The sequence below is a fragment of the Rhodanobacter sp. UC4443_H10 genome, assembly GCF_052978325.1.
In genome coordinates this window covers 2,032,026-2,053,664 of sequence record NZ_CM129668.1, presented here as the reverse complement: position 1 = coordinate 2,053,664, position 21,639 = coordinate 2,032,026, and the positions used below count along the sequence as shown (strand labels likewise).

The 21,639-nt window shown below is 68.3% G+C and carries 24 protein-coding genes; 16 read left to right on the top strand and 8 right to left on the bottom strand.

Annotated features, from left to right (window positions below; genetic code table 11):
• The first annotated feature begins 455 nt into the window (after window positions 1–455).
• On the top strand, window positions 456–2,507 hold the full coding sequence (locus ACVCMB_RS09555) for an alpha/beta hydrolase domain-containing protein (RefSeq protein ID WP_447106785.1): 2,052 nt from the start codon (window positions 456–458) through the stop codon (window positions 2,505–2,507).
• Window positions 2,508–3,090: 583 nt separating this feature from the next.
• Window positions 3,091–3,354 carry a hypothetical protein gene (locus ACVCMB_RS09550; protein ID WP_447106784.1) on the top strand — a complete coding sequence of 88 codons (264 nt, stop codon included), beginning with the start codon at window positions 3,091–3,093 and terminating at the stop codon, window positions 3,352–3,354.
• A gap of 241 nt (window positions 3,355–3,595) precedes the next feature.
• Here the strand turns inward: ACVCMB_RS09550 and ACVCMB_RS09545 are convergent, their stop codons facing one another.
• On the bottom strand, window positions 3,596–4,411 hold the full coding sequence (locus tag ACVCMB_RS09545) for a hypothetical protein (RefSeq protein ID WP_447106783.1): 816 nt from the start codon (window positions 4,409–4,411) through the stop codon (window positions 3,596–3,598).
• Between the two features lie 116 nt (window positions 4,412–4,527).
• Entirely contained in the window at window positions 4,528–4,689 is a 162-nt protein-coding gene (locus tag ACVCMB_RS09540; protein WP_447098036.1) for a hypothetical protein, read from the bottom strand.
• Window positions 4,690–4,894: 205 nt separating this feature from the next.
• Between ACVCMB_RS09540 and ACVCMB_RS09535 the strand changes: the two genes are divergently transcribed.
• From ACVCMB_RS09535 to ACVCMB_RS09525, 3 genes are read left to right on the top strand one after another with little or no spacing between them, the layout of a single operon-like run.
• Window positions 4,895–5,440: a hypothetical protein gene (locus tag ACVCMB_RS09535; RefSeq protein ID WP_447106782.1), complete on the top strand. Its 546-nt coding sequence runs from the start codon at window positions 4,895–4,897 to the stop codon at window positions 5,438–5,440.
• A 6-nt stretch (window positions 5,441–5,446) separates the two neighbouring features.
• Window positions 5,447–6,400, top strand: a complete 954-nt coding sequence (locus tag ACVCMB_RS09530) for a hypothetical protein (protein WP_447106781.1) — start codon at window positions 5,447–5,449, stop codon at window positions 6,398–6,400.
• Window positions 6,401–6,402: 2 nt separating this feature from the next.
• Window positions 6,403–6,888 carry a pilin gene (locus ACVCMB_RS09525; RefSeq protein WP_395120215.1) on the top strand — a complete coding sequence of 162 codons (486 nt, stop codon included), beginning with the start codon at window positions 6,403–6,405 and terminating at the stop codon, window positions 6,886–6,888.
• A 69-nt stretch (window positions 6,889–6,957) separates the two neighbouring features.
• Here the strand turns inward: ACVCMB_RS09525 and ACVCMB_RS09520 are convergent, their stop codons facing one another.
• Both ACVCMB_RS09520 and ACVCMB_RS09515 read right to left on the bottom strand, forming a co-directional pair.
• A complete protein-coding gene (locus ACVCMB_RS09520) occupies window positions 6,958–7,311 on the bottom strand; it encodes an ArsR/SmtB family transcription factor (RefSeq protein ID WP_395120214.1) in 354 nt (117 codons plus the stop codon).
• Window positions 7,295–7,786: an SRPBCC family protein gene (locus ACVCMB_RS09515; RefSeq protein ID WP_447106780.1), complete on the bottom strand. Its 492-nt coding sequence runs from the start codon at window positions 7,784–7,786 to the stop codon at window positions 7,295–7,297. The genes ACVCMB_RS09520 and ACVCMB_RS09515 overlap by 17 nt, the downstream gene beginning before the upstream one ends.
• Window positions 7,787–7,947: 161 nt before the next feature.
• Between ACVCMB_RS09515 and ACVCMB_RS09510 the strand changes: the two genes are divergently transcribed.
• The 8 genes from ACVCMB_RS09510 (at window position 7,948) to ACVCMB_RS09475 (ending at window position 16,417) form a co-directional block, all read left to right on the top strand.
• Window positions 7,948–8,250 (top strand): hypothetical protein, encoded by a 303-nt coding sequence (locus ACVCMB_RS09510; protein ID WP_447099677.1) that lies wholly within the window; start codon window positions 7,948–7,950, stop codon window positions 8,248–8,250.
• Between the two features lie 52 nt (window positions 8,251–8,302).
• Entirely contained in the window at window positions 8,303–8,962 is a 660-nt protein-coding gene (locus ACVCMB_RS09505; protein ID WP_447106779.1) for a thiopurine S-methyltransferase, read from the top strand.
• 82 nt (window positions 8,963–9,044) lie between these two features.
• The gene (locus ACVCMB_RS09500) at window positions 9,045–10,112 is read left to right on the top strand and encodes a tetratricopeptide repeat protein (protein WP_395120210.1); all 1,068 of its coding nucleotides are present in this window, start codon (window positions 9,045–9,047) and stop codon (window positions 10,110–10,112) included.
• Between the two features lie 64 nt (window positions 10,113–10,176).
• Entirely contained in the window at window positions 10,177–10,797 is a 621-nt protein-coding gene (gene lexA, locus ACVCMB_RS09495) for a transcriptional repressor LexA (protein WP_395120209.1), read from the top strand.
• Entirely contained in the window at window positions 10,797–11,423 is a 627-nt protein-coding gene (gene imuA / locus ACVCMB_RS09490) for a translesion DNA synthesis-associated protein ImuA (protein WP_395120208.1), read from the top strand. Before lexA ends, imuA begins: the two co-directional genes overlap by 1 nt.
• Before the next feature lie 12 nt (window positions 11,424–11,435).
• The gene (locus ACVCMB_RS09485) at window positions 11,436–12,836 is read left to right on the top strand and encodes a Y-family DNA polymerase (protein ID WP_447106778.1); all 1,401 of its coding nucleotides are present in this window, start codon (window positions 11,436–11,438) and stop codon (window positions 12,834–12,836) included.
• A complete protein-coding gene (locus tag ACVCMB_RS09480) occupies window positions 12,833–15,901 on the top strand; it encodes an error-prone DNA polymerase (RefSeq protein WP_447106777.1) in 3,069 nt (1,022 codons plus the stop codon). The genes ACVCMB_RS09485 and ACVCMB_RS09480 overlap by 4 nt, the downstream gene beginning before the upstream one ends.
• 108 nt (window positions 15,902–16,009) lie before the next feature.
• Window positions 16,010–16,417, top strand: coding sequence for a hypothetical protein (locus ACVCMB_RS09475; RefSeq protein WP_395120205.1), 408 nt, complete (start codon window positions 16,010–16,012; stop codon window positions 16,415–16,417).
• A 52-nt stretch (window positions 16,418–16,469) separates the two neighbouring features.
• Here ACVCMB_RS09475 and ACVCMB_RS09470 read toward each other — a convergent pair whose 3' ends face one another.
• Genes ACVCMB_RS09470 through ACVCMB_RS09460 form a run of 3 tightly spaced genes read right to left on the bottom strand, consistent with a single transcriptional unit; the run spans window position 16,470 to window position 18,264 of the window.
• Window positions 16,470–16,877, bottom strand: coding sequence for a hypothetical protein (locus ACVCMB_RS09470; protein WP_395120204.1), 408 nt, complete (start codon window positions 16,875–16,877; stop codon window positions 16,470–16,472).
• A complete protein-coding gene (locus ACVCMB_RS09465; protein ID WP_395120203.1) occupies window positions 16,874–17,344 on the bottom strand; it encodes an Mpo1 family 2-hydroxy fatty acid dioxygenase in 471 nt (156 codons plus the stop codon). The genes ACVCMB_RS09470 and ACVCMB_RS09465 overlap by 4 nt, the downstream gene beginning before the upstream one ends.
• A gap of 23 nt (window positions 17,345–17,367) precedes the next feature.
• Complete coding sequence (locus ACVCMB_RS09460; protein WP_447106776.1) at window positions 17,368–18,264, bottom strand: phosphoribosylaminoimidazolesuccinocarboxamide synthase; 897 nt, start codon at window positions 18,262–18,264, stop codon at window positions 17,368–17,370.
• 122 nt (window positions 18,265–18,386) lie between these two features.
• Here ACVCMB_RS09460 and ACVCMB_RS09455 point away from each other — a divergent pair, with 122 nt between their 5' ends.
• Entirely contained in the window at window positions 18,387–18,701 is a 315-nt protein-coding gene (locus ACVCMB_RS09455) for a c-type cytochrome (protein WP_447106775.1), read from the top strand.
• The gene (gene djlA / locus ACVCMB_RS09450; RefSeq protein WP_395120200.1) at window positions 18,698–19,510 is read left to right on the top strand and encodes a co-chaperone DjlA; all 813 of its coding nucleotides are present in this window, start codon (window positions 18,698–18,700) and stop codon (window positions 19,508–19,510) included. Before ACVCMB_RS09455 ends, djlA begins: the two co-directional genes overlap by 4 nt.
• Before the next feature lie 15 nt (window positions 19,511–19,525).
• On the opposite strand, the gene ACVCMB_RS09445 is transcribed toward djlA, so the two are convergent.
• Entirely contained in the window at window positions 19,526–20,530 is a 1,005-nt protein-coding gene (locus ACVCMB_RS09445) for an IS110 family transposase (protein ID WP_447106191.1), read from the bottom strand.
• Between the two features lie 358 nt (window positions 20,531–20,888).
• Between ACVCMB_RS09445 and rpe the strand changes: the two genes are divergently transcribed.
• Complete coding sequence (gene rpe / locus ACVCMB_RS09440; protein ID WP_447106774.1) at window positions 20,889–21,557, top strand: ribulose-phosphate 3-epimerase; 669 nt, start codon at window positions 20,889–20,891, stop codon at window positions 21,555–21,557.
• Window positions 21,558–21,639 lie beyond the last annotated feature (82 nt).

Sequence of the window (21,639 nt, the reverse complement as noted above, 5' to 3'; positions counted from 1 at the left end):
CTATCGTCGTGAACAGCCATGTAGTGGGATGAACGGGACTGTCGACTCCCCCCAATCTTGATCCGGCATACCCAGAGATCTCCGGGCAAACTAGCCCCAAGGAGACCACCGATGCGCAAGAGCAAGTTCACCGAGAGCCAGATCGTCACGATGAAGCGTCCTCGTTTTTCCGAGTCATCCAGAAGTAGAGGTGTGGGATGTTGTCATGGCGTAGGCGATGGGCGAGAGTCCGCCGAGTGAGCGAGTATTCCTGACGCCATTCGTGGAATCGTTCATCGCCGTATTCGCCGCTTGATCCGCCATTCCGATCGCTTCGTCGCATCCCGATTGACCAACCCCTCTCAGGTGCCCAGCCTCGTGCAGCGAGGTTGAGTCCAGGCATGACGCCCGTCGCGGGTCGACGCGGGGTAGGCCGTAACCTCGCCCACCTCCTTCGTCCCACTCAAGGTGTCGCGATGCGCAAATACTTTCTGCTGCTTGCCTGCTTTCTCGCCTCTTCGCCATCACTCGCCGAGGTCACGTCGGTCGAGGTCACGAGCCGGCAGCCCTGGGTGGGCGGCCAGTCCTTCGGCAAGGTGGGTGCGTATGAGGTGCTGCGCGGCACCGTCCACTATGCGATCGATCCGCGCAGCGCTTCGGCGCGCGATGTGGTCGACATTCGTTTTGCGCCGGTCGACGCGCGCGGCCTGGTCGAGTATTCCGGTCCGTTCGTGATCATTCGTCCTGTCGATGCCGCCCGTGGAAATCACACGACGTTGATCGAGGTGGCGAACCGTGGGCGGACGGAGATGGACGGCATGTTCTTCGAGACCGAGGACGGGCTTGACCTGATGTCGCCCGGCAAGGTCACGAAGCTGACGGATCCGACCTTCTTCAAGCTTGGCTATTCGCTGGCGTGGGTGGGTTGGCAGGCCCGGATGGAGCCCGGCAAGTTCGGCCTGCGAGTTCCCGTTGCGCGCGTGCACAGCGCGGTGCGCGCCACCTTCGCGGCCGACGAAATGGCGCCGGACCGCAGGACCTTCGATTTGCCATACAACGGCTTTTACTGCGCGCACGACGCCAAGCAGCCCAGGGCCGTGCTTCGTTTGCTGAACACCTTCGACGATCCGGGCACCGTGGTGCCACGCAAGTCGTGGCATTTTGCGGCCGCTTCGGTCGAACAGAAGAACGACGCGCGCTGCGCCATCGTGCTGGATAAACCTGCGGCTGCGGATGCGTATTTCAGCCTCGTCTACGAGGGTGAGGATGCGGCGGTGATGGGCCTGGGCGAGGCGGCCTTTCGTGATTTCGCGGTGCATCTGAAGGCGAAGAACATTCCCTCCGCCATCAACGATCGCCCCGGCGACGCCGTCGCGGTCTTCGCGTTCGGCTATTCGCAGGGCGGACGCTTCCTGCGCGACTTCGTCTACCACGGCTTCAATACCGGACCGGACGGCCAGCGCGTGTTCGACGGCATGCTCATCACCACCGCCGGCTCGGGTCGCGGCTCCTTCGATCACCGCTACGCGCTGCCTGGCGAGGCGGGCAACTCGGTGATGAGCAACTTGCGCGCCGTGGACCTGTATCCGTTCGCCGATGTGCCGACGCCGGATATCGACGGCAAGGGCCACGCCGGCCTGCTGGACCGTGCGGTGCGGGACAACACCGTGCCGAAGATCATGTACATCCTCAGCAGCTCCGGATACTGGGCGCGCAATGCATCGCTGCTGCAGACGACCACCGACGGCAAGCAGCCGGTCGCGCTGGGAGCGGACAGCCGGCTCTACTACTTTGCCGGCGTGTCACACGCGCTGAGGTTTTCGGGCCAGTTCACCGAGAAGGGCAGGGAGGCGGCCTATCCCTACAATGCCAACGTCGACCTGGCCGATGGCATGGATGCGCAGCTCGAGAATCTCCGGCTGTGGGCGGTCGACAACGTGACGCCGCCGCCGACGATGGCACCGGTATTGGGCTCCACGCTCGTCCCCGTGGCCGAGCTGCGGTTCCCGGCGATTCCGGGCATCCGTGTGCCAACCCGTCCGCCGCCGCTGTGGCAGATCCGCATGGGACCCGCCTATGCGAGCGAAGGCATCATCGCCGAGCCGGTGCATGTGGGTGCGAGGTATCCGCTGCTGGTGCCGGCCGTCGATGCCGACGGCAACGAGCTGGGTGGCTGGCGCGGCGCGATGTCCTCGGTGCCGCTCGGCACTTACACCGCGTGGAACTGGACGTCGCCGGAACTCGCGCGTTTCGGCTTCATTTCCAGCCTCTACGGCGCCTTCATCCCGTTTGCCCATACGCGTGCCGAGCGCCTGGCCGCACACGATCCCAGACTGTCGATCGAGGAACGCTACGGCAATCGCGACGGCTTCATGAAAGCCGCCGCCGCGTCGATCGACAACGCGATCGCAAAGCGATTCCTGCTGCCGATCCAGCGCGAGGACATCCTCGTGAAGATGGGAAGGAACTGGGACGACACGATGAAGTTCGACTGGTATCTGGGCAAGCGGGGAGCGGCTGCAAAATAACTGGTTCCGGCCGAGAAGCCCGGGTCAGGGCGGACCCAAATGGGACGGAGGAATGGTTAGGATCCAATGACTTACTTAAGCTCGTCATCCCCGGGCCGCGTCCCCGTTTTTTCGTTACGACTGTTGCAGCGGCGCGACCTTCAACGGCTCGGCACTTTGCGGCCCGCATGTGCCTCCGGTCGATCAGTCGGCGCCCGGCCCGCGGCCACGCGCCGCGGAGCGGGATGGATCTGCTCAACGACTGAGCGGGTAAAGCCGGCCATCGTCAAAAAAGGGGTCAGTGTAAACTTGCCGCACTGAAAGCGGACTTCCCACCCGCGGAAAGGGGGCGGGTTCATCATTCTCTCGGAACCAGGAACGGTCAGCGCGCACTTTCTGACGGAGGCGAGGGACGGCCTCTGACAGACCGCAGCTGGGCGGCAAGGCCAGCTGATCGTACCTTCCAGCCCGAATTTCTCAATGCCTCGGCAGCCGGGAAGGGGGGCAGGTGCATGCACTGGAACGTGGTAAACGTACCTGCGCCTTGTTTGACCTCTTGCTTGTTTACCCGCCCTTTGTTTGACAACGTCAACCGGAGAAAAGCATGGGACTGTGTGGTTGCAAGCTTGCGGCGAATGACCCGAATCCCGGCTCGGTTTCCGTGATCATCAGTTCGACCAAGATGGGGGCGCAGTTGCCGCAGATGCTGATCCCCTCCGTCGAGGTGACCGTGGTCTTTCTTCCGGACCACCATGCCCCTCCCTATGCGGTGGACGGCCTTAACTACAATTCCAGCGAAGACGTGGGGGTTGGGGATGGATTTCGCGGACGGTTCATTGGGGTAAACCAGATCTCCGCCGTCGGGTAAAACCATTTCCCAAATAAGGGGTCAGGTTCATTATTCCGCGTAGGTTGAATGAACCTGACCTTGTTGTTCTGTTCTGTTCAATACGCGGTCGGGCGCACCGACTACCACGACGTGGGGCGCGACGCACTGGCGGCACAATGCCGGCGGCCTTGCCGTCGGACTTGAACCGGCAGTTGATGCCGTCCTGAGTGCGGGGCCGCTTCGCGGTTTCCCTCGCCGCCGTACCGCGAGGGGGCGCCGCTCAGTCCAGCAGCGTCAGCAGTGCTTCGTAGCGGATGTCGGCGGGTTCGCGCACGTTGGCTTCCATCCGGCGCAGCCATTCCAGCGTGCGGCGAGTCTGTTCGCGCTCCGCTTTCTGCGACAGGTCGAAGGTGACCGAATCGGCCACGTGGTGCAGCATCATCACGAAATCGCACGGCGCGCGGCAGGACTGCACCAGGCCGACGATCTGGAAGCCGATGTCCTGCACCTGCGACTTGATCGCGGTGCTGTCGCTGGTCCCGCCCAGCAGTTCCTGTGCCGCCTCGTCCAGGTAGACCTCCATGATCGCGTCGTTGGGGAACGGCTCGCGCATGGCCTTGGCCACCTTGGCGGTGAGCGCGGGGTCGTCGGTCAGGCGGCGGGTCAGGTTTCGCACGCGGGCGCGGACATGTTCGATGGCCTTGTTGATGTCGGCGCGGTCGGCGACCAGGTTGATCACCGCGCCGTTGATCTCCTTCGCCACCCGCTCGGCGATCGCCTGGGCGCCGGTGCCGACGATGCGCTGCACCCGGCCCTTCAGCGGGTCGCGCAGCGCCTTCTCGATCGCCTGCCCGCTGCGGCCGTGCAGCTGGAACATGGCCGTCATGACGGAGGCCAGGATCGGCCGCAGTTGCTCGCCCCAGTGCAGGATGTGGCGGCGGTCCTCCACCGGTCCCCGGCTTGCCTTCGAGTTGACCGGGATCTTCGCGGCCTTGGTGCCCCAGGGCGGGCGACCGACGAAGGTGACCTCGCCGTCCTCGCCGACGGACATGCCGAACTCACCGCCGTCTGCGTCTTCGTCATCGCCATCGGACATCGACTGTTCCCCGTTGTGCCTGCCACGCAATATAGCGGGGCAGCCCGGTGGGGTGAGCGCGGGGTTCGGGCGTTGCCGGCAGATGCGTGGGGAACCGGGGTCGATAGCCGCTGCCCTCACGACTTCTTCTTGCCGCCACCATCGCGCTTGTTCACGGTGGCCCAGGCGATGCGCTCGGCCGTCTTCTCCGACTTGCCCTTTTTCTTTTCGCTTTCCTCGATGTGGGATGCTTCGCGCTTCTGCTTGGCGGTGTACGAGGATTTGTCGCCCTTGGACATGGGAGTGCTCCAGAGCCAGATGGACGTCCTGCGCCAGTGTCCGGGCGGGTGAATGCCCGGTCGTCGATGGATCATCGCCGCGTCATGGCGTCGAGGGGCCGCCACCCGCGTGATCGTGGCGGCGGCAACTTTCCACCGCGCACTTCGCAGGAGGGCCGCCAGGCAGTCGTTCCGGCGCCGCAGGGCGCTGTGCTAGGCTCGAACGATGGGAGCAAGACTGCATCGGACAGCGATCGGCCGCACGCGTGAAGTGCGGGGGCCCGACGCGCTGGAACTCATTGCCGCTGGCGCGATCGTGGCAGCCGTGGTGGCGGTCGCCACGGGTTTCGGCAGCCGCGTGATGCTCATGGCGCAGACCCTGGACGCGGTCTCGCTGGCGTGGGCCCCGCAAGTCAACGCCCGGGTCTATCGCGCCGAACATGGTCGATGGCCCTCGGCGGGCGACCCGAACATCCTCGGCGACGCGCGCGCGGGGTCGCACGTCGAGAACCTCTCACTGGCGGAGGGTGGCGTCATCACGGCGCAGGTAGTGCTGGGCCAGTCGCTGCCGGCCGGCGACCGCAGCGGCGCGGTGGCGACAGGCGGTGTGCGGGGGCGGCTGTCGTTCCGCCCCGAGCTGATGGGGTCGGCCGAGGAGCCGACGGTTTCCTTCCTGTGCGGTTACGCCACGCCAGTGTCCGGAACGGTCGAGGCCACGGCCGCGAACCGGACCACCCTCCCCGTGGACTACCTCCCGCCCTCTTGCCGGTGATTGCGAATGGATGCCTTGAAGCTGGATGACTCCCGCGATTTCGTGACGCGCCAGTACGCGCATCTGCTCGCCAGCGGCCTGGACGAGCCGGCGGCGCATGCGCGGTTGCGCGAGGTGCTGGGCGCAGATGCCGTGGCGCTGCTCGGCGGCGGCGATGCGGCGGACGGCCCGGCCCGCTTCGCCGATGCCGGCATGGGCCCGCGCCTGGCTGCGGCAGCGAAGGAACTTGGCGGCAGCGCGGCCGGCGTGCAAGCCGCGTTCATCCACTCGCTGGCCGAGGCGCGGCTGTTCGCGCTGGACTGGTGGCGGCCGGTGCGCACCTTTCTTTCGTACGTGCTGTTCCTGCTGGGCCTGGCGCTGGTGATCGCGCTCATCTACGCGACCTACGTGCTGCCGGCCTTCAGTCACCTCGACCGCACGCTGGGCGTGCACGGCGCCGCCGACTGGATCGCCGCGAACGGCGCCATCCGCCTGTTCGCGCCGCTGCTGGTGATGGCCATCGTGCTGGTGCTGCTGGCGACGCGATGGCTGCGCATGCGTCGTCGCATGGCGCAGCTGCAACCGCTGGGGCGCGCCCGTGCCGGCTGGCTGGATGGCAAGGGCGCGGCCGCCTACCAGGTGCTGCGCTGCCTGGAGTTTGCCGCTGCGCTCAAGGCGGCAGGGGTGACGGATGCGGCGGTGCTGGAGCCGGCCCTGCGGGTGGCCGGCTGGCCAGCGGGGACGCCGGTCGCCGGCGAACTGGGCGAAAAGCTCGCGCAGGCCGAGCGCCTGGGCACGTTCGGCGTGGAACTGGAATGGCAGCGCCGCCTGCACTGGACCACCGCCCAGGCCCAACTCGAATCGTCGCGCGACCGCCTGATCCTGGCCTCGCGCGTGCTGTTCTACATCCTGATCGGCGTCATGGTCACGGTGCTTTACATCCCGATTTTTTCGGTCGCCAGCATGGTGGGAGTACATTGAGGATGACACGCAAACGCGGATTCACGCTTATCGAACTGATGATCGTCGTGGCCATCATCGGCATCCTCGCGGCGATCGCGATCCCGGCGTACCAGAGCTACGTCATTCGCGCGCAGACCACCGAGGCGTTCTCGCTGGGCTCGTTCGTGCAGCCGAAGATCGTCGACTACTACCGCCAGTTCGGTCACTTCCCCGCGGACAACCGCGCCAGCGGCGTGCCGTCGGCGGGGTCGATCATCGGCCATTACGTGGGCGCGGTGACCGTCGACGACGGCGTGATCAACATCCGTTTCCGCGACAGGAACATCAACAGCGCCCTGCAAGGCCAGGTGCTGAGCCTGCGGCCGCTGGTGGTGAAGGGCAGCCCGCACAGCCCGATTGCCTGGGCCTGCGGCGAATCGCCGGCACCGGAGGGCATGTCGGCCATCGGCACCAACCGCACCACGCTCAAGGCCGCCTACCTGCCGTCGAGCTGCCGCGCGCCATAGGCGCCCGGGCTTCGGCGCATCACGCCGCCGTTGCATCCACCGCGGCACCTCGGCAGCCCGCGCTCGCCATCACGATTCGACGAAACGCTGCAGCCGCGCCAGCGCCGCGCCCCACTGCGCGCTGATCGCGTCCAGCGCCTGGCGCGCCTCGTCCAGCCGCGCCGGCGTGAACTCCCATAGCCGCTCGCGGCCCTGGCGCAGGTCCTGCACCAGGCCGGCATCGGCAAGCACCTGCAAATGCTTGGTGACGGCCTGGCGGGTGATGGTGGTACCCGCGGTGAGCTGCGCAATCGACAGCGCGCCGCCGGCACACAGCGCGACGACCAGCCGCAGCCGGGTGGCATCGCCCAGCGCGGCGAACACCGGCGCGCTGGCGGACAACGCGGCGGCCTTGCGCCGGGAGCGTTCAGTGCGCGGCGACATATTTCTCGATATTGCCCATCTGCATGGCCCAGCCACCGGCGTTGGCGCGCAGTGCGGCGTCGCGGCGCGCGGCCGGCAACCGGTCGAAGCCGGACTCGGTGAGCCGCAGCATGATGCCCTCGGCCAACGCTTCGAGTTCGAAGGTGACCAGGGTGGTCGGCTCCTTGTCGTAGTCCATCCCCGCCTCGATCGCGTAGGGGTGCCAGCGCCAGGCGAACACGCGCATCGGTTCGATGCGCTCCACGTACAGCGTGAACGGCGTGCCGGCATGCGGCGCCTGCAACTTTGCGACGTCGGCGTCGACCTGGGTGGGCTCGATCGTGCCGGTGATCGGCTGCCCGGCGACGAAGGGGCCGTCCAGCGCCATGCCGAACCAGGCGCCGAATGCGCGGGCGTCGGTCAATGCGTGCCACACCCGTTCGAGCGGTGCACGGAGCAGGATGTGTTGTTCGATGCGATCGGTCGACGAACTCATGGGTCATCCTCAATGGCAACCTTGAGGTTGCATGATGCACGCGCCGCGCCTGATATGCAATCTTTCAGTTGCTCGATTGCTGCCGCCGGTTTCCGGTCTCCAGCACCTGTCGGGGAAGGCCTGCGATACTTCGCCGGCGTGGCGCGCAAGGGGGAAACGGCATGTCGTGGGGATGGACCTTGCTGGGAGTGTTCGGCCAGCTGCTGCTGGCGTATCTGCTGTTCATGCTGGTGGCATTTTCCGGCGGCGGCATGGCCAGCGGGCGGTCGCTGCGCCCGCGCCAGTTGCGGGTGCTGAACCTGTCGATCTTCGTGCTGCCCGGTGCCTGCCTGTGCAGCGCGCTCATCGTGCTGGGCTTGCAAGTGTGCGGTGGCGGCGCCGGTGCATACGCCTGGCATGCGCTGCCGCTGGTGGCCACCGTGCTGTATCTGGGCTATCTGCGCTGGCTGGTCCGGCACGGCTGAAGCGTCACGCACACCCTGCTACCGTGCGAGGCATGTTCACCGGAGGCAAGCCATGGAACCCGACTTCTGGCATCGGCGCTGGCGCGAGGGTCGCACCGGCTTTCATCAGGATCGACCCACGCCGTTGCTGCTCGCGCACTGGTCGGCGCTGGCACTGGCGCCGGACACCCGCGTGCTGGTGCCGCTGGCCGGCAAGTCGCTGGACATGGTCTGGCTGGCCGCGCAGGGGCATCGCGTGCTGGGCGTGGAGCTGTCGCCGCTGGCGGTGGAGCAGTTCTTCGCCGAACACGAACTGACGCCGCAGGTGTCCGCCTCGGCCTGTGGCCGTCGCCACGTGGCCGGCAACATCGAGCTGATCTGCGGCGACGTGTTCGGGCTCGACGCCGACCTCCTCGCCGATTGCTCGGCGGTGTACGACCGCGCCGCGCTGATCGCGCTGCCGCCGGAGCTGCGCCGTCGCTACGTGGACGAACTGCATGCAAGGCTGCCCGTCGGCTGCCGCGGCCTGCTGATCACGCTCGACTATCCGCCGCACGAAAAGCAGGGCCCGCCGTTTGCCGTGTCCGAGGCCGAGGTGCGCGAGCGTTACGGCCGCGACTGGGTGGTGGAGTTGCTGGAGCGCCGCGACATCCTGGCCGAGCAGCCGGGCTTCGCCGCCGAAGGGGTGAGCGCACTGGAGACCGCCGCGTACCGGCTGCTGCGCAAGGCCTGATTCACCGCGCCGTTCGGTGCGTGCGAAAAGGTCTAGACTGACCGCGTCAAACGTTCCCGCCTTGTGCGTGGAGGGTTCCGGCATGGTGGCCTGGATGCATGCGGCGATCCTGGCGTGGTCGGTGGCCACCGCGCCCGCCCCGGCCATGCCGCCGCCGGAGCCGATGCCGCCTCCCGAACAGGTCATGGCGATTCCGCCGGCCTTGCGCGCGCAACTGCAGCAGCAGGTCACCGGCGGTGGCGGGTCGGAGCGGCAGCGGCTGCAGCGCCTGGTGGCGTTCCTGTTCGATCCTTCCGGCCTGGGCATGACCTACGCCGCCGACGCCACCTTGACGGTGGCGCAGGCGTACCGGCTGCGCCAGGCCAACTGCCTCACCTTCACCCTGCTCACCGTGGCGCTGGCGCGCGAGGCCGGGCTGGAGGCCCGCGCGCAGGAGATCGACGACGTCGTGGCCTGGCGCGTGCAGGACAACGTGGTCTACCGCTTCAACCACGTCAACGCGCAAGTCGCGATCGGCCGCATGCGCTACACCGTCGACGTGGCCCGCGACGAGGTGCTGGCGCGGCACCAGCCCGAGCCGATTCCCGACCAGCGCCTGCTGGCGCTCTACTACAACAACCGCGCCGCCGAATTGCTGGCCGACGATGACCCGAAGGTCGCCGCCCCCTACATGGCGATGACGCTGCAGCTGGCGCCGCGCTATGCCAGCGGTCGGGCCAATGCCGGCGTGTTGCGGCTGCGCCTGGGCGACCTGCGCGGCGCCGAGCGCAATTATCTGCAGGCGCTGGCGCTGGACCCGACGCATGCAGGCGCGCTGTTCAACCTGGTCACGCTGTATCGCAGCCAGGGCGACGAGGCGCGCCGCGCCCGCTTCCAGCAGCGACTGGAAAAGGTGCAGCAGAAGGACCCGTACTTCCAGTTCCTGCTGGCCATGGACGACGAAAAACGGGGCGACTACGCCGGCGCCGTGCAGCACTACCGGCGCGCCATCCGGCTGTACCACGGCGACCCGCGTTTCTACCTCGGGCTGGCCCGGGTCTATCGGCAACTGGGCGAGGAGCGCCATGCGCGGCGGGCCCTGCAACGTGCCGACGTGCTCGGCCGCAACGCCGACGCGGACCACCGCGCGCGGGTGCCGCTGCGCAATTGAGGTCGGCGGGGATGATTTCCGGGTACTTTCAATTTTCACCTTTTGAGGTGAAAATGCCGGAACCATGAGCCTGCACCTGACCAGCCGCCAGTCCAACATCCTCGAGTTCATCCGCGCCCGCGTGGCACGGGATGGGCAGGCGCCCACGCTGGAGGAGATCGGCCAGGCGATGGGCCTGCCCCACGTCAGCGCGGTGCTCAAACACGTGCGTTCGCTGGAGGCCAAGGGGCGGCTGGCGATCGAGCCGCACCGCTCGCGCGGCATCCGCCTGGTGGATGCGCCCGACGCGCTGGATGCCGATACCCTGGAGCTGCCGCTGGTCGGCCGCATCGCCGCCGGCGAGCCGCTGTTCTCCGAGTCGCGGATCGAGCGCAGCCTGCGGGTGTCGCGCTGGCTGTTCCGGCTCACGCCGGATTATCTGGTGCGGGTGGTTGGCGACTCGATGCGCGACGAGGGCATCCTCGACCAAGACCTGGTCGGCGTGCACGCCACGCCGGTGGCGCGGCACGGCCAGGTGGTGGCGGCGCGCGTCGGCGGCGACCGCTTCACGATCAAGCGGCTGTACTGGCAGGGCGAGGTGATCCGGCTGCTGCCGAACAGCCCCGGTTACCAGCCGATCGATCCCGACCCCACCGAGGATTTCGCCATCGAAGGCCTGTTCGCCGGCCTGCTGAGGGGCGGCTGATGGCGGCCGTGCTGCCCCTGTCGAACCTGCTCGATGCGCGCCGGGTCTGGCGCGGCCGGGCCGAGCCGCCGCCGGCCGGCGAGCAGCCGACCGGCTGGGCCGCGCTGGATGCGGTGCTGCCCAGCGGCGGCTGGCCGGCGGCGGCGCTGTCGGAAATCCTGCTGCCGCTGGATGGCGTGGGCGAACTGCAACTGGTGCTGCCCACGCTGGCGCGCCTCAGCCAGGGTGCGCGGCCGGTGGTGCTGGTGGCGCCGCCGTATCTGCCCTGCGTGGCCGGTTGGCGCCAGCACGGCGTGGACATGCGTCGGGTCGAGATCGTCAACGCGACCGAGGCCGACGTGCTGTGGGCGACGGAGCAATGCCTGCGCTCGGGCAGCTGCGCGGCGGTGCTGGCGTGGCCGCGGCAGGCGGACGATCGCGCGCTGCGGCGCCTGCAGGTGGCGGCCGACGGCGGCCGCGCGCTGGCCTTCGCGTTCCGCGATCGCCGGCATCTCTCCAATGCCTCGCCGGCGGCGTTGCGGCTGGAGCTGGAGGCACGGCCGCAGGCGCGGGTATGGGTGCGCAAATGCCGGGGCGGCGCGGTGCCGGCGCAACCGCTGCCGCTGCCCACCGCGGCGCTGCATTGATGGTGGCCGCGCATGTTGTGGGCTTGCATCTTGTTGCCGCAGCTGGCACTGGACGGTGTCCTCCGCCGCCGCCCGGACGCGGGCCCGCTGGTGCTGGTGGCCGGCACCGGACATGCGCGCAGCATCGTGGCAGCGAACGCGGCCGCGCGCGAGGCCGGCCTGCGCGTGGGCCAGCGGCTGAGCGCGGCGCAGGCGCTGCTGGCGCAATTCGAGGCGCTGCCGTACCAGCCTGAGCGGGTCGACCACTGGCATCGGTTCCTGGCCGCGGTGGCCTATCGCTACAGCGCCGAGGTGAGCCTGCTGCCGCACGCGATCGTGCTGGAGGTCAGCCGCAGCCTGAACCTGTTCGGCTCGTGGCCGCGGCTGGAAAGCCTGCTGCGTGCCGATCTCGATGCGCTGGGTTTCCGCCACCGGATCAGCGCCGCGCCCACGCCGCATGCGGCCCACGTGCTGACCGGTGTCGCCGACGGCCAGGCGGTGCTCACCGACGAGCAGCTGCGCCACGCGCTGCAGCGCATCCCGCTGTCGCAGAGTCGCCTGCCTGCGGCGGCGGCCGACGCCTTGCCGGGCATGGGCATCCGCACGCTGGGCCAGTTGCTGGTGCTGCCGCGCGACGGCCTGCGCCGGCGCTTCGGTGCGGAGTTGCTGCTGGCGCTGGATCGGCTGACCGGCGCGGCCCCGGCCGGCCTGGAAGCGTATCGGCCACCCGACCGCTTCGACCTGCGCATCGAGCTGACGCATGAAGTCGAAGCCATCGGCGCGCTGGTGTTTCCGCTGCGGCGGATGACGGCCGACCTGTCCGCCTACCTGGCCGGTCGCGACGGCGGCGTGCAGCGTTTCACGTTGCAGCTGGAACATCGCGAGGGACACACCGAGGTGAAGGTGGGCCTGCTCGCACCCGAGCGCGAGGCCGGCATGCTGTTCGAACTGGCACGCGGACGACTGGAGCAGGTGCAATTGCCGCAGCCGGTGCTGGCCATGCGCCTGATCGCGCGCGACCTGCCTGCGTTCGTGCCGGCCGGCCGCGACCTGTTCGACGAGCGCCCCGCCAACGCATTGCCGATCGAACAGTTGCGCGAACGCCTGCGTGCGCGGCTGGGCGATCATGCCGTGCATCAACTGGGCAGCACCACCGATCCGCGGCCCGAGTTGGCGCAGAAAGTGACGGCCCACGATGACGGCTGGCAGGAACCCTCGCCGCGACCGACTTGGCTGTTCGAGCGGCCGATTCCCCTGCGTGGTCCCGCCCCGCAGATCCTGGCCGGCCCCGAGCGGCTGGAAACCGGCTGGTGGGATGGCGGCGAGGTGTGCCGCGACTACTACGTGGTGGAAACCGCGCAAGGCCAGCGCGGCTGGGCATTTTGCGCGCCGGGCGAGCGCGACGGCTGGATGCTGCACGGCTGGTTCGCATGAACGCGTATGCCGAGCTGCATTGCCTGTCGAACTTCTCGTTCGGCCGCGGCGCGTCCAGCGCGCGTGAATTGTTCGAACGCGCGAAGGCTTGCGGCTACGAGGCGCTGGCGGTCACCGACGAATGCTCGCTGGCCGGCATCGTGCGCGCGCTGGAAGCCTCGCGCGCCACCGGCGTGAAGCTGATCGTCGGCGCCGAATTCCAGCTCGACGACGGCCCCAAACTGGTGCTGCTGTGCGAGAACAAGGCCGGCTATACCGCACTGTGCGCGCTGATCACCCGTGGCCGCCGCGCCGCGGCCAAGGGTACGTACCGGCTGCAGCGCGCCGATCTCGCCGATGGCGTGCCGGGCACCTTCGCGCTGTGGATGCCCGGGCGCGAGCCCGATGTCGCGCACGGTCGCTGGATGCGCGACACCTTCGCCGAGCGGGCGTGGCTGGCGGTGGAACTGCATCACGGGCCGGACGACGCGCAACGCCTGCGCGAGCTGCAGCGGCTCGGGCACAGCCTCGACCTGCCGCTGGTTGCCGCCGGCGACGTGCACATGCACGTGCGTCGCCGGCTGGCGTTGCAGAACACGCTGACCGCGATCCGCCATCGCGTGCCGCTGGCCGAAGCCGGCGCGCTGATCTTCCGCAACGGCGAGCGCCACCTGCGCCGGCGCGAGGCACTGGGTGCGATCTACCCTGCCGCGCTGATGCTCGAAAGCACCGCCATCGCCGCGCGCTGCACGTTCAGCCTCGACGAACTGGAATACCGCTACCCCGCCGAACTGGTGCCGGCCGGCCACAGCGCCAGCAGCTGGCTGCGCCATCTCACCGAACAAGGCATGCGCTGGCGCTGGCCGGATGGCGTGCCGGAGAAAGTCCGCGCACAGATCGAGCACGAGCTGGGCCTGATCGAATATCTGAAGTACGAGTCCTATTTCCTCACCGTGCACGACATCGTGCACTTCGCCCGCAGCAAGGGAATTCTCTGCCAGGGCCGCGGCTCGGCGGCCAACTCCGCCGTGTGTTTCGCGCTCGGCGTCACCGAGGTCGACCCGGCGCGGATGAACCTGCTGGTGGAGCGTTTCATCAGCAAGGAGCGCAACGAGCCGCCCGACATCGACGTGGATTTCGAGCACGAGCGGCGCGAGGAAGTGATCCAGTACATCTATGCCAAGTACGGCCGCGAGCGTGCCGCGCTGGCGGCCACGGTGATCTGCTATCGCGGCAGGAGCGCCGTGCGCGACGTGGCCAAGGCGCTGGGCCTGCCGCCGGACCAGGTGGACCAGCTGAGCGGCATCTTCGGCTGGCGCGGTGAGCAATCGCTGGACGAACGCCTGCGCGAACACGGTTTCGACCCGCAGGGCGCGGTGCTGCGCCGGGTGCTGAAACTCACCGCCGAGTTGCGCGACATGCCGCGGCACCTGTCGCAGCACGTGGGCGGCTTCGTGATCAGCGACGCACCGCTGGCCGAGCTGGTGCCGGTGGAAAACGCGGCGATGCCCGATCGCACCATCATCCAGTGGGACAAGGACGACCTCGACACCATGCGCCTGCTCAAGGTCGATTGCCTGGCGCTGGGCATGCTCAGCTGCGTGCGCCGTTGCCTGGACCTGCTGCGCGCGCATCGCGGCCAGGATTACAGCCTGGCGACGCTGCCGACCGAAGACCCGCAAACGTACGAGATGATCCAGCGCGCCGACACCGTCGGCGTGTTCCAGATCGAGAGTCGCGCGCAGATGGCGATGCTGCCGCGGCATCGCCCGGAAAATTTCTACGACCTGGTGATCCAGGTGGCGATCGTGCGGCCCGGCCCGATCCAGGGCGACATGGTGCATCCGTACCTGCGCCGCCGGCGCGGCGAGGAGCCGGTGGACTATCCCTCGGAGGATCTGAAGGCGGTGTTCGAACGCACCCTGGGCGTGCCGCTGTTCCAGGAGCAGGTGATGAAGCTGGCGATCGTGGCGGCCGGCTACACGGCCGGCGAGGCCGACCAGCTGCGCCGCGCGATGGCGGCGTGGAAACGTCACGGCGGCATGGAGCACCACCGCGAGCGGATCATCCGCGGCATGCTCGAACGCGGCTACACCGCCGAGTTCGCCGCGCGACTGTTCGAGCAGATCAAGGGCTTCGGCAGCTACGGTTTTCCCGAGAGCCACGCGGCCAGTTTCGCCGGCATCGTCTACGCCAGCTGCTGGCTGAAATGCCACGAGCCGGCTGCGTTCGCCTGTGCCCTGCTCAACGCGCAGCCGATGGGTTTCTACGGGCCCAGCCAGATCGTGCAGGACGCGCAGCGCCACGGCATCGCGGTGCGCCCGGTCGACGTGCGCCACAGCGACTGGGACTGCACGCTGGAGGACGACGGGCGCGATCAGCCGGCGCTGCGGCTCGGGCTGCGGCAAGTGCGCGGTTTTCGCGAAGATGTCGCCGGGCGGATTTCGGCAGCGCGCGCCGTGCGTGCCTTCGTCGACGTGACGGAGCTGTGCGCCCGCACCGGCATCGACCGCCGCCAGCAGGAACTGCTGGCCGAGGCGGGCGCCTTGCGCGGCCTGGCGGGTCATCGCCATCGCGCGAAGTGGGCGGTGGCCGGGGTCGAATCGCAGCTGCCGTTGTTCGGGCGCGCCAGTCCGGCGGAAGAGGCCGTCGTGCTGCCGGTGCCGTCGGTGGCGGAAAACCTGCAGTCGGACTATGCGCGCACCGGACTCAGCCTCGGCCCGCACCCGCTGCAACTGATCCGCCCGCGCCTGCACGCAGCGCGTTTCGCCGACTCGCGCAGTCTGCGCGGCCAAGCGCACCAGAGCACGGTGCGCGCCGCCGGCCTGGTCACCCAGCGCCAGCGCCCGCAGACCGCCAGCGGCGTCACCTTCATCACCATCGAAGACGAGCACGGCGCGATCAACGTGGTGGTGTGGAGCCAGGTGGCCGAGCGGCAACGGCGCGCGTATCTGGAGGCGCGCCTGCTCGGGGTGGAAGGGCAGTGGGAGTGCGTCGACGGCGTGGCCCACCTGATCGCCCGGCGGCTTACCGACATGAGTGCGTGGCTGGGCGAGCTGGACAGTCGCTCGCGCGATTTCCACTGACTCCGGCGCTGCCGCCGCGCAGGGAATCGGTTAGGCTGGAGCCGCCGCCCGGCCAGGCATGGGGATGCCACCGGGCGGTTTTCCTTCCATCGCAATCCAGGGGATTTTATGGGTACTTCTACGTTTGCCGCGTTGGCCGGCATGGGCCTATTCGCCATGCTGATCATGATCGTCGTGGGCATCGCGCTCGGCGCGCTGATCCTCAGCGTGTCCTTCCGCCTGGTGGTCGGTTTCATGCCGTCCTACCTGCGTGCATTGGGCGCGGTGGTGCTGACCTATGTCGGCGCGTTCGCGGCGATGCTGATCCTCGGCATGGTGGTGCACAGCAGCGTGCTGTCGCTGATCGTGACCTTCCTCGTCGGTGCCGTCGTGGTGAATTACCTGCTGCGGGCCGCGGACGGCAGCGAGATCGGCTTCGGCAAGGCCTGCGTGGTCGAGCTGATCAACATGGTGGCCGGCATGGTGCTGGGCTTCCTCGTCGTGCTCATTTTCGGCGCGGCGATCCTCGCGCACTGATCCGGCGTGTCCGGCACGAGGCGCGGGCTGACCCGCGCCTCGTGCGGTCTGGCTACACCAGCGTGGTGGCCACGCCGAACCCGATCGCCATGCTCGCGGCCACCGCCATGCAGGCGCTGCCGGGGCGGATGCGGCGGGCGTCGATGCGCGGCACTAGCCGCCACAGCAGGACCGCGCCGAGCAGCATGTCCAGCACCAGCGCGACGCGCAGCAGGCCCGAGTGCAGCAGGCCGCCGTAGGGTGGATGCACCGCGCCTTCGTAGACGGCCACCAGGAACACCAGCAACAGTCCGAGCATCGTCCACAGCAGGCAGGCGAGGTAGACGCGGTTGAACACCACCGCGCAGCGCTCGGTCCAGCGCAGCACCGACCAGCCGATCAGCGCGAACACCAGCGCCGCCATGCTGCTGTAGAGCACCCACCAGAGCAGGGTGCTGGTCACGGCAAGTGCGGTATTCATGTGATCTGGCGGAGTCCCAGTTTGCGATAGAGCTTGGCCATCAGCCACGCCGGGCCGACCAGCAGATAGGACAGATCGGTGAGGAAGCTGGGCTTGCGGCCTTCGTACTTGTGGCCGATGAACTGGCCGATCCAGGCCACCACGAACACGCCGACCGCCCACCACGCCAGCGCCGGCGCGCCCAGCCGCCAGTACAGGAAGTTGGTGAACAGGCCCAGCACGGCGAACGCGATCAGCAGGCCCGCCGCGAGCCGGTGCGAGCGCTTCCAGTACCAGTAGAACGCCAGCACCATCACCAGCACCGCCCACGAACCGGGGCGCAGCGCGGTGAACGGCACCGGGGCCGCCCACAGCAGCGCGATCACCGACCACACGATCGGCGGCACGCAGAACCAGTGGAACATCTGGTTGGTCGGGTTCTGGTGGTCGCTGCTGTAACTGTCGAGCCAGTCCTGCATGGTGCGCATGAGCGTTCCCCCTCGATGAAACCTCAGTCGAGCCGGATGCCGGCCAGCTTGTGCAGCGCCTCGGCATACTTGGCCGCGGTGCGTGCGATCACCTCGTCCGGGATCACCGGGCCGGGCGCGGTCTTGTTCCAGTGCTGCGTCTCCAGCCAGTCGCGCACGAACTGCTTGTCGTAGCTGGGCGGGCTGATGCCGGTGCGGTATTCGTCGGCCGGCCAGAAGCGGGAGGAATCCGGGGTGAGCATCTCGTCCATCACGTAGAGCTTGCCGCTCGCATCGGTGCCGAACTCGAACTTGGTGTCGGCGATGATGATGCCGCGCTCGGCCGCATAGGCGGCGGCCCAGCGGTAGATCGCCAGCGTGGCGTCGCGCACCTGCCCGGCGAGGTCGGCGCCGACTGCGTCCACCACGGCGTCGAAGCTGACGTTCTGGTCGTGGTCGCCCACCGCCGCCTTGGTCGAGGGCGTGAAGATTGGTTCGGGCAACTGCTGCGCCTGCTTGAGGCCGGTCGGCAGCGCGATGCCGCACAGCGCACCGCTGGCCTGGTAATCCTTCCAGCCCGAGCCGATCAGGTAGCCGCGGGCGATGCATTCCACCGGCACCGGTTTCAGCCGCCGCACCACCACCGCGCGCTTCTCGTACAGCTTGAGGTCGGTGCCGCGCGGCAGCACCTCGGCCAGGGGTACGTCGAGCAGGTGGTTCGGTACCAGGTGCGCGGTCTTGCCGAACCAGAAGTTGGAGATCTGGGTGAGCATCTCGCCCTTGCCCGGGATCGGGTTGGGCATCACCACGTCGAACGCCGACAACCGGTCGGTGGCCACCATCAGCAGCCGCTGATCATCCAGCGCGTAGACATCGCGCACCTTGCCGCGATGGATCAGCTCGAGGCCAGGCAGGTTCGATTGGGGCAGGGTGGTGGGCACGGCGGGTTCCACGAGGCGGCAAATGTCTATTGTAGCGACTGCCGGCACGGCGCCGGGAGCGTGCCGCCGGGCCGATCGGGCGCACTGCTAGAATTGGCATCCTTTGGCCCCATGTGTTGCCGATGCGAATATTCCTGATCGCGGCGCTTTGCCTGGCCGCCTCGCCCAGCCTTGCCCAATCTGCCTCCCGGCCCGGCCGGCTCGGCCTCTGCGCGGCCTGCCACGGCGAGACCGGGCAGGCGCACATGCCCGGCGTGCCGAACCTGGCCGGGCAGCGGCTGGATTATCTGCGCGATGCGCTCAAGCAGTACCGCGATGGCCGCCGCAACGTGCCGGTGATGCGCGCGGCGATCGGTCCGCTGAACGCCGCCGAGCTCGACGCGCTGGCACGCTGGTACAGCGCGCAGGCAGCCGCGCCGGCGCAGGTGCAGCCATGAGTTTCACCTACACGATCTGGTTCGGCATCTTCGGCCTGCTGGTCGGCCACATGCCGGGCGCGGTGGTGGGCGCGGTGCTCGGTTTCATCTTCGACAACCTGCGCCACAGCCAGCGCCGCCAGGCCACGCCCGAGGCCGGCGGTTTCGTCGGCCCGCTGTTCACCCTGCTTGGCGCGGTGGCCAAGTCCGACGGTCGCGTCTCCGAGGCCGAGATCGCGGTGGCCGAGCGGCTGATGACGCGCATGGGCCTGACCGCCGAGCAGCGCGCGCAGGCCGTGGCCAGCTTCAATGCGGGCAAGCAGCCTGAGTTCGACGTCACCCGCACCATCGCCGAGCTGCGCAGCTGGGTCGGCCTGCGCCGCGACCACGCGTTCCCGGTGCTGGACGTGGTGATCGAGACGGTACTGTCCGAGGGCAACCCGGGACCGGAGAAGATGTCGATCCTGCGCCAGCTCGCCTTCGCGCTGCGCGTCAGCGACATGGAGCTGATGGCGCTGATGGCGATGAAGGGCTACGCCTGGAACCAGGGCGCGGGCGGCCCGCGCGGCGGCCGCCAGCAGTACGGCAATGGCGGCGGCTACGTGCCGCCGCAACGCACGCCGCAAGGGCCCGATCCCTATGCCGTGCTGGGCATCGACCGCAACGCCGACGAGCGCGCCATCAAGCGCGCCTACCGCAAGCTGATCTCCGAGCACCACCCCGACCGCCTCGGCGACCTGCCCGAAGACATGCGCAAGCGCGCCGAGTCGCGCGCCAGCGAGATCAACGCCGCCTACGACCGCATCAAGGAAGCAAGAGGATTCAAGTAGACACTTAGATCGAAGTCAAGCCTTTTCGAGGTCTGCATAGAGGAGAGCGGAGTCGTAGAGGGCGGGGTTTTTCATGACGGCCCAAGCGGCGGTGAGCATCTTGCGCATGACGGCGGTGGTGGCCTGCAAGGGCTTCTTGCCGCGGGCGACAAGGCGTTCCTTGAAGGCCTTGGCGCGTGGGTCGTGCACGGTCGCGCTCATGGCGGGCAGGAAGAGCGCGCGGCGCAGGTACTTGTTGCCGTGGCGGGAGATGCGCGGCGCCTTGTGCACGCTGGTGCCGGATTCGAACACGCGCGGGTCGAGGCCGGCGTGGCTGACGCAGGCGCGGCTGCTGAGCGTGGGTGGCAGGGTGATCAGTTCACTGAGCAGGGCGACAGCGGAGACGTCGGCGATGCCCGTGAAGCTGCACAGTGCCTTGAAGCAGGCGTTCAAGTGAGGCTCCTCGCGGATCAGGGCGATGGCGTGGGTGCGGATGCGCGCGATGCGCTTGTCGGTGCTGGCGATCATGCGCTTGAGCTCGTCGCGCAACAGGCGCGGGCTGCCTTTGACGCTTTGCAAGGCGTGCAGGCGGTTCTTGTTGGCGGTGTTCGCCTCGGTCAGCTGGACAAGGAAACGTCCGTAGCTCCGCAGCTGCAGGTGCGCCTCGCTCGGCGCCACCCAGGCCAGGAACGGCATGCGCTGAAGGCATTCCAGCAGCATCTTGGCGTCCAGCCGGTCGGTCTTGTTACGCTGGTTCAGCGCTTGCGCGAAGTGGTGCGCCACGCGCGGGTTGATCACCATCACCTCGGCGCCCAGCTGCTGCGCCTGCAGCGCCACGTCCAGGTAATACACGCCCGTGGCCTCGACCAGTACGCGCAGCGTCATGCCGTGGCGCAAGCGCCCTTTCAGGAACGTCAGCAAGGCTGGCGCCGTGTTATCCACCGTGCCTTGCTCACGCTCGCCGGCGATCTCGCTGGCCCAGGCATGGGACTTCGCGCCGATGTCCAATGCCAGCCAAGCCGTATCCGAAGAAGAAGTCATGCGCGTGCCTCGTGCGGTATCGTGGGGTAGGATGTTTTCAGGTTCCCCGACCCCGCACTCTCGCGGCACACCCTTGTCACGCTGGCTCAACGGCCCGGGACACTTATCGTGCTCAGCGAATGGGGCGGGGAGCCGCTCTACGTGCGAGGTCAGCCAGGCTGCCTCAAGGAGCCCGCGGCTTCCCCGAAAACGTGGACGACCTTACGCCTGCCGCCCTCGATGACCAACGTACAAGGAGCCCGCTCGCGGGCGATGCTCCTTTTCGGGCTTCGAGGTTCGGCATTCGCAAGAGCAGGAGCATCGCCCGCGAGCGGGCTCCTACAATAGACGTCGTCTTCGAGCCGCCCGGTAGCCACCCATGCCCAAGCAATCCCCGATCATCGCCCCGTCCATCCTCGCCGCCGATTTCGCCCGGCTGGGCGAGGACACCGCCGCGGCGCTCGCCGCGGGGGCGGACTGGGTGCATTTCGACGTGATGGACAACCACTACGTGCCGAACCTCACGATCGGGCCGATGGTGCTCGCCTCGTTGCGCAAGTACGGCATCACGGCGCCGATCGACGTGCACCTGATGGTCAAGCCGGTCGATCGCATCGTGCCGGATTTCGCCAAGGCCGGCGCCAGCCTGATCAGCTTCCATCCGGAAGCGAGCGAGCATGTCGACCGCACGCTGGGGCTGATCCGGGAATCCGGCTGCCAGGCCGGGCTGGTGTTCAACCCGGCCACGCCGCTGGACCATCTCGATTACGTGATGGACAAGCTGGACATGATCCTCATCATGTCGGTGAACCCCGGTTTCGGCGGGCAGAAGTTCATCCCTGGCACGCTGGAGAAGCTGCGCCAGGCGCGTGAGCGGATCGAAGCCAGCGGCCGGGCGATCCGGCTGGAAGTCGACGGCGGCGTCACCGCCGACAACATCGGCGCGATCGCCGCCGCCGGCGCCGACACCTTCGTGGCCGGCTCGGCGATCTTCCATGCGAAGGATTACGCGGCCGAGATCGCCGCCATGCGCAAGGCGATCGAGTGAGGATGCCCGCCGCCATGCGCAAGGCGATCGAGTGAGGATGCCCGCCGCCATGCGCAAGGCGATCGGTTGAGGGTGCCCGCCG

Bases quoted from the DNA above. Each gene is read 5' to 3' on its own strand.
- ACVCMB_RS09555 (WP_447106785.1), top strand. From the start codon at position 456: ATGCGCAAATACTTTCTGCTGCTTGCCTGCTTTCTCGCCTCTTCGCCA.
- ACVCMB_RS09550 (WP_447106784.1), top strand. From the start codon at position 3,091: ATGGGACTGTGTGGTTGCAAGCTTGCGGCGAATGACCCGAATCCCGGC.
- ACVCMB_RS09545 (WP_447106783.1), bottom strand. From the start codon at position 4,411: ATGTCCGATGGCGATGACGAAGACGCAGACGGCGGTGAGTTCGGCATG.
- ACVCMB_RS09540 (WP_447098036.1), bottom strand. From the start codon at position 4,689: ATGTCCAAGGGCGACAAATCCTCGTACACCGCCAAGCAGAAGCGCGAA.
- ACVCMB_RS09535 (WP_447106782.1), top strand. From the start codon at position 4,895: ATGGGAGCAAGACTGCATCGGACAGCGATCGGCCGCACGCGTGAAGTG.
- ACVCMB_RS09530 (WP_447106781.1), top strand. From the start codon at position 5,447: ATGGATGCCTTGAAGCTGGATGACTCCCGCGATTTCGTGACGCGCCAG.
- ACVCMB_RS09525 (WP_395120215.1), top strand. From the start codon at position 6,403: ATGACACGCAAACGCGGATTCACGCTTATCGAACTGATGATCGTCGTG.
- ACVCMB_RS09520 (WP_395120214.1), bottom strand. From the start codon at position 7,311: ATGTCGCCGCGCACTGAACGCTCCCGGCGCAAGGCCGCCGCGTTGTCC.
- ACVCMB_RS09515 (WP_447106780.1), bottom strand. From the start codon at position 7,786: ATGAGTTCGTCGACCGATCGCATCGAACAACACATCCTGCTCCGTGCA.
- ACVCMB_RS09510 (WP_447099677.1), top strand. From the start codon at position 7,948: ATGTCGTGGGGATGGACCTTGCTGGGAGTGTTCGGCCAGCTGCTGCTG.
- ACVCMB_RS09505 (WP_447106779.1), top strand. From the start codon at position 8,303: ATGGAACCCGACTTCTGGCATCGGCGCTGGCGCGAGGGTCGCACCGGC.
- ACVCMB_RS09500 (WP_395120210.1), top strand. From the start codon at position 9,045: ATGGTGGCCTGGATGCATGCGGCGATCCTGGCGTGGTCGGTGGCCACC.
- lexA (WP_395120209.1), top strand. From the start codon at position 10,177: ATGAGCCTGCACCTGACCAGCCGCCAGTCCAACATCCTCGAGTTCATC.
- imuA (WP_395120208.1), top strand. From the start codon at position 10,797: ATGGCGGCCGTGCTGCCCCTGTCGAACCTGCTCGATGCGCGCCGGGTC.
- ACVCMB_RS09485 (WP_447106778.1), top strand. From the start codon at position 11,436: ATGTTGTGGGCTTGCATCTTGTTGCCGCAGCTGGCACTGGACGGTGTC.
- ACVCMB_RS09480 (WP_447106777.1), top strand. From the start codon at position 12,833: ATGAACGCGTATGCCGAGCTGCATTGCCTGTCGAACTTCTCGTTCGGC.
- ACVCMB_RS09475 (WP_395120205.1), top strand. From the start codon at position 16,010: ATGGGTACTTCTACGTTTGCCGCGTTGGCCGGCATGGGCCTATTCGCC.
- ACVCMB_RS09470 (WP_395120204.1), bottom strand. From the start codon at position 16,877: ATGAATACCGCACTTGCCGTGACCAGCACCCTGCTCTGGTGGGTGCTC.
- ACVCMB_RS09465 (WP_395120203.1), bottom strand. From the start codon at position 17,344: ATGCGCACCATGCAGGACTGGCTCGACAGTTACAGCAGCGACCACCAG.
- ACVCMB_RS09455 (WP_447106775.1), top strand. From the start codon at position 18,387: ATGCGAATATTCCTGATCGCGGCGCTTTGCCTGGCCGCCTCGCCCAGC.
- djlA (WP_395120200.1), top strand. From the start codon at position 18,698: ATGAGTTTCACCTACACGATCTGGTTCGGCATCTTCGGCCTGCTGGTC.
- ACVCMB_RS09445 (WP_447106191.1), bottom strand. From the start codon at position 20,530: ATGACTTCTTCTTCGGATACGGCTTGGCTGGCATTGGACATCGGCGCG.
- rpe (WP_447106774.1), top strand. From the start codon at position 20,889: ATGCCCAAGCAATCCCCGATCATCGCCCCGTCCATCCTCGCCGCCGAT.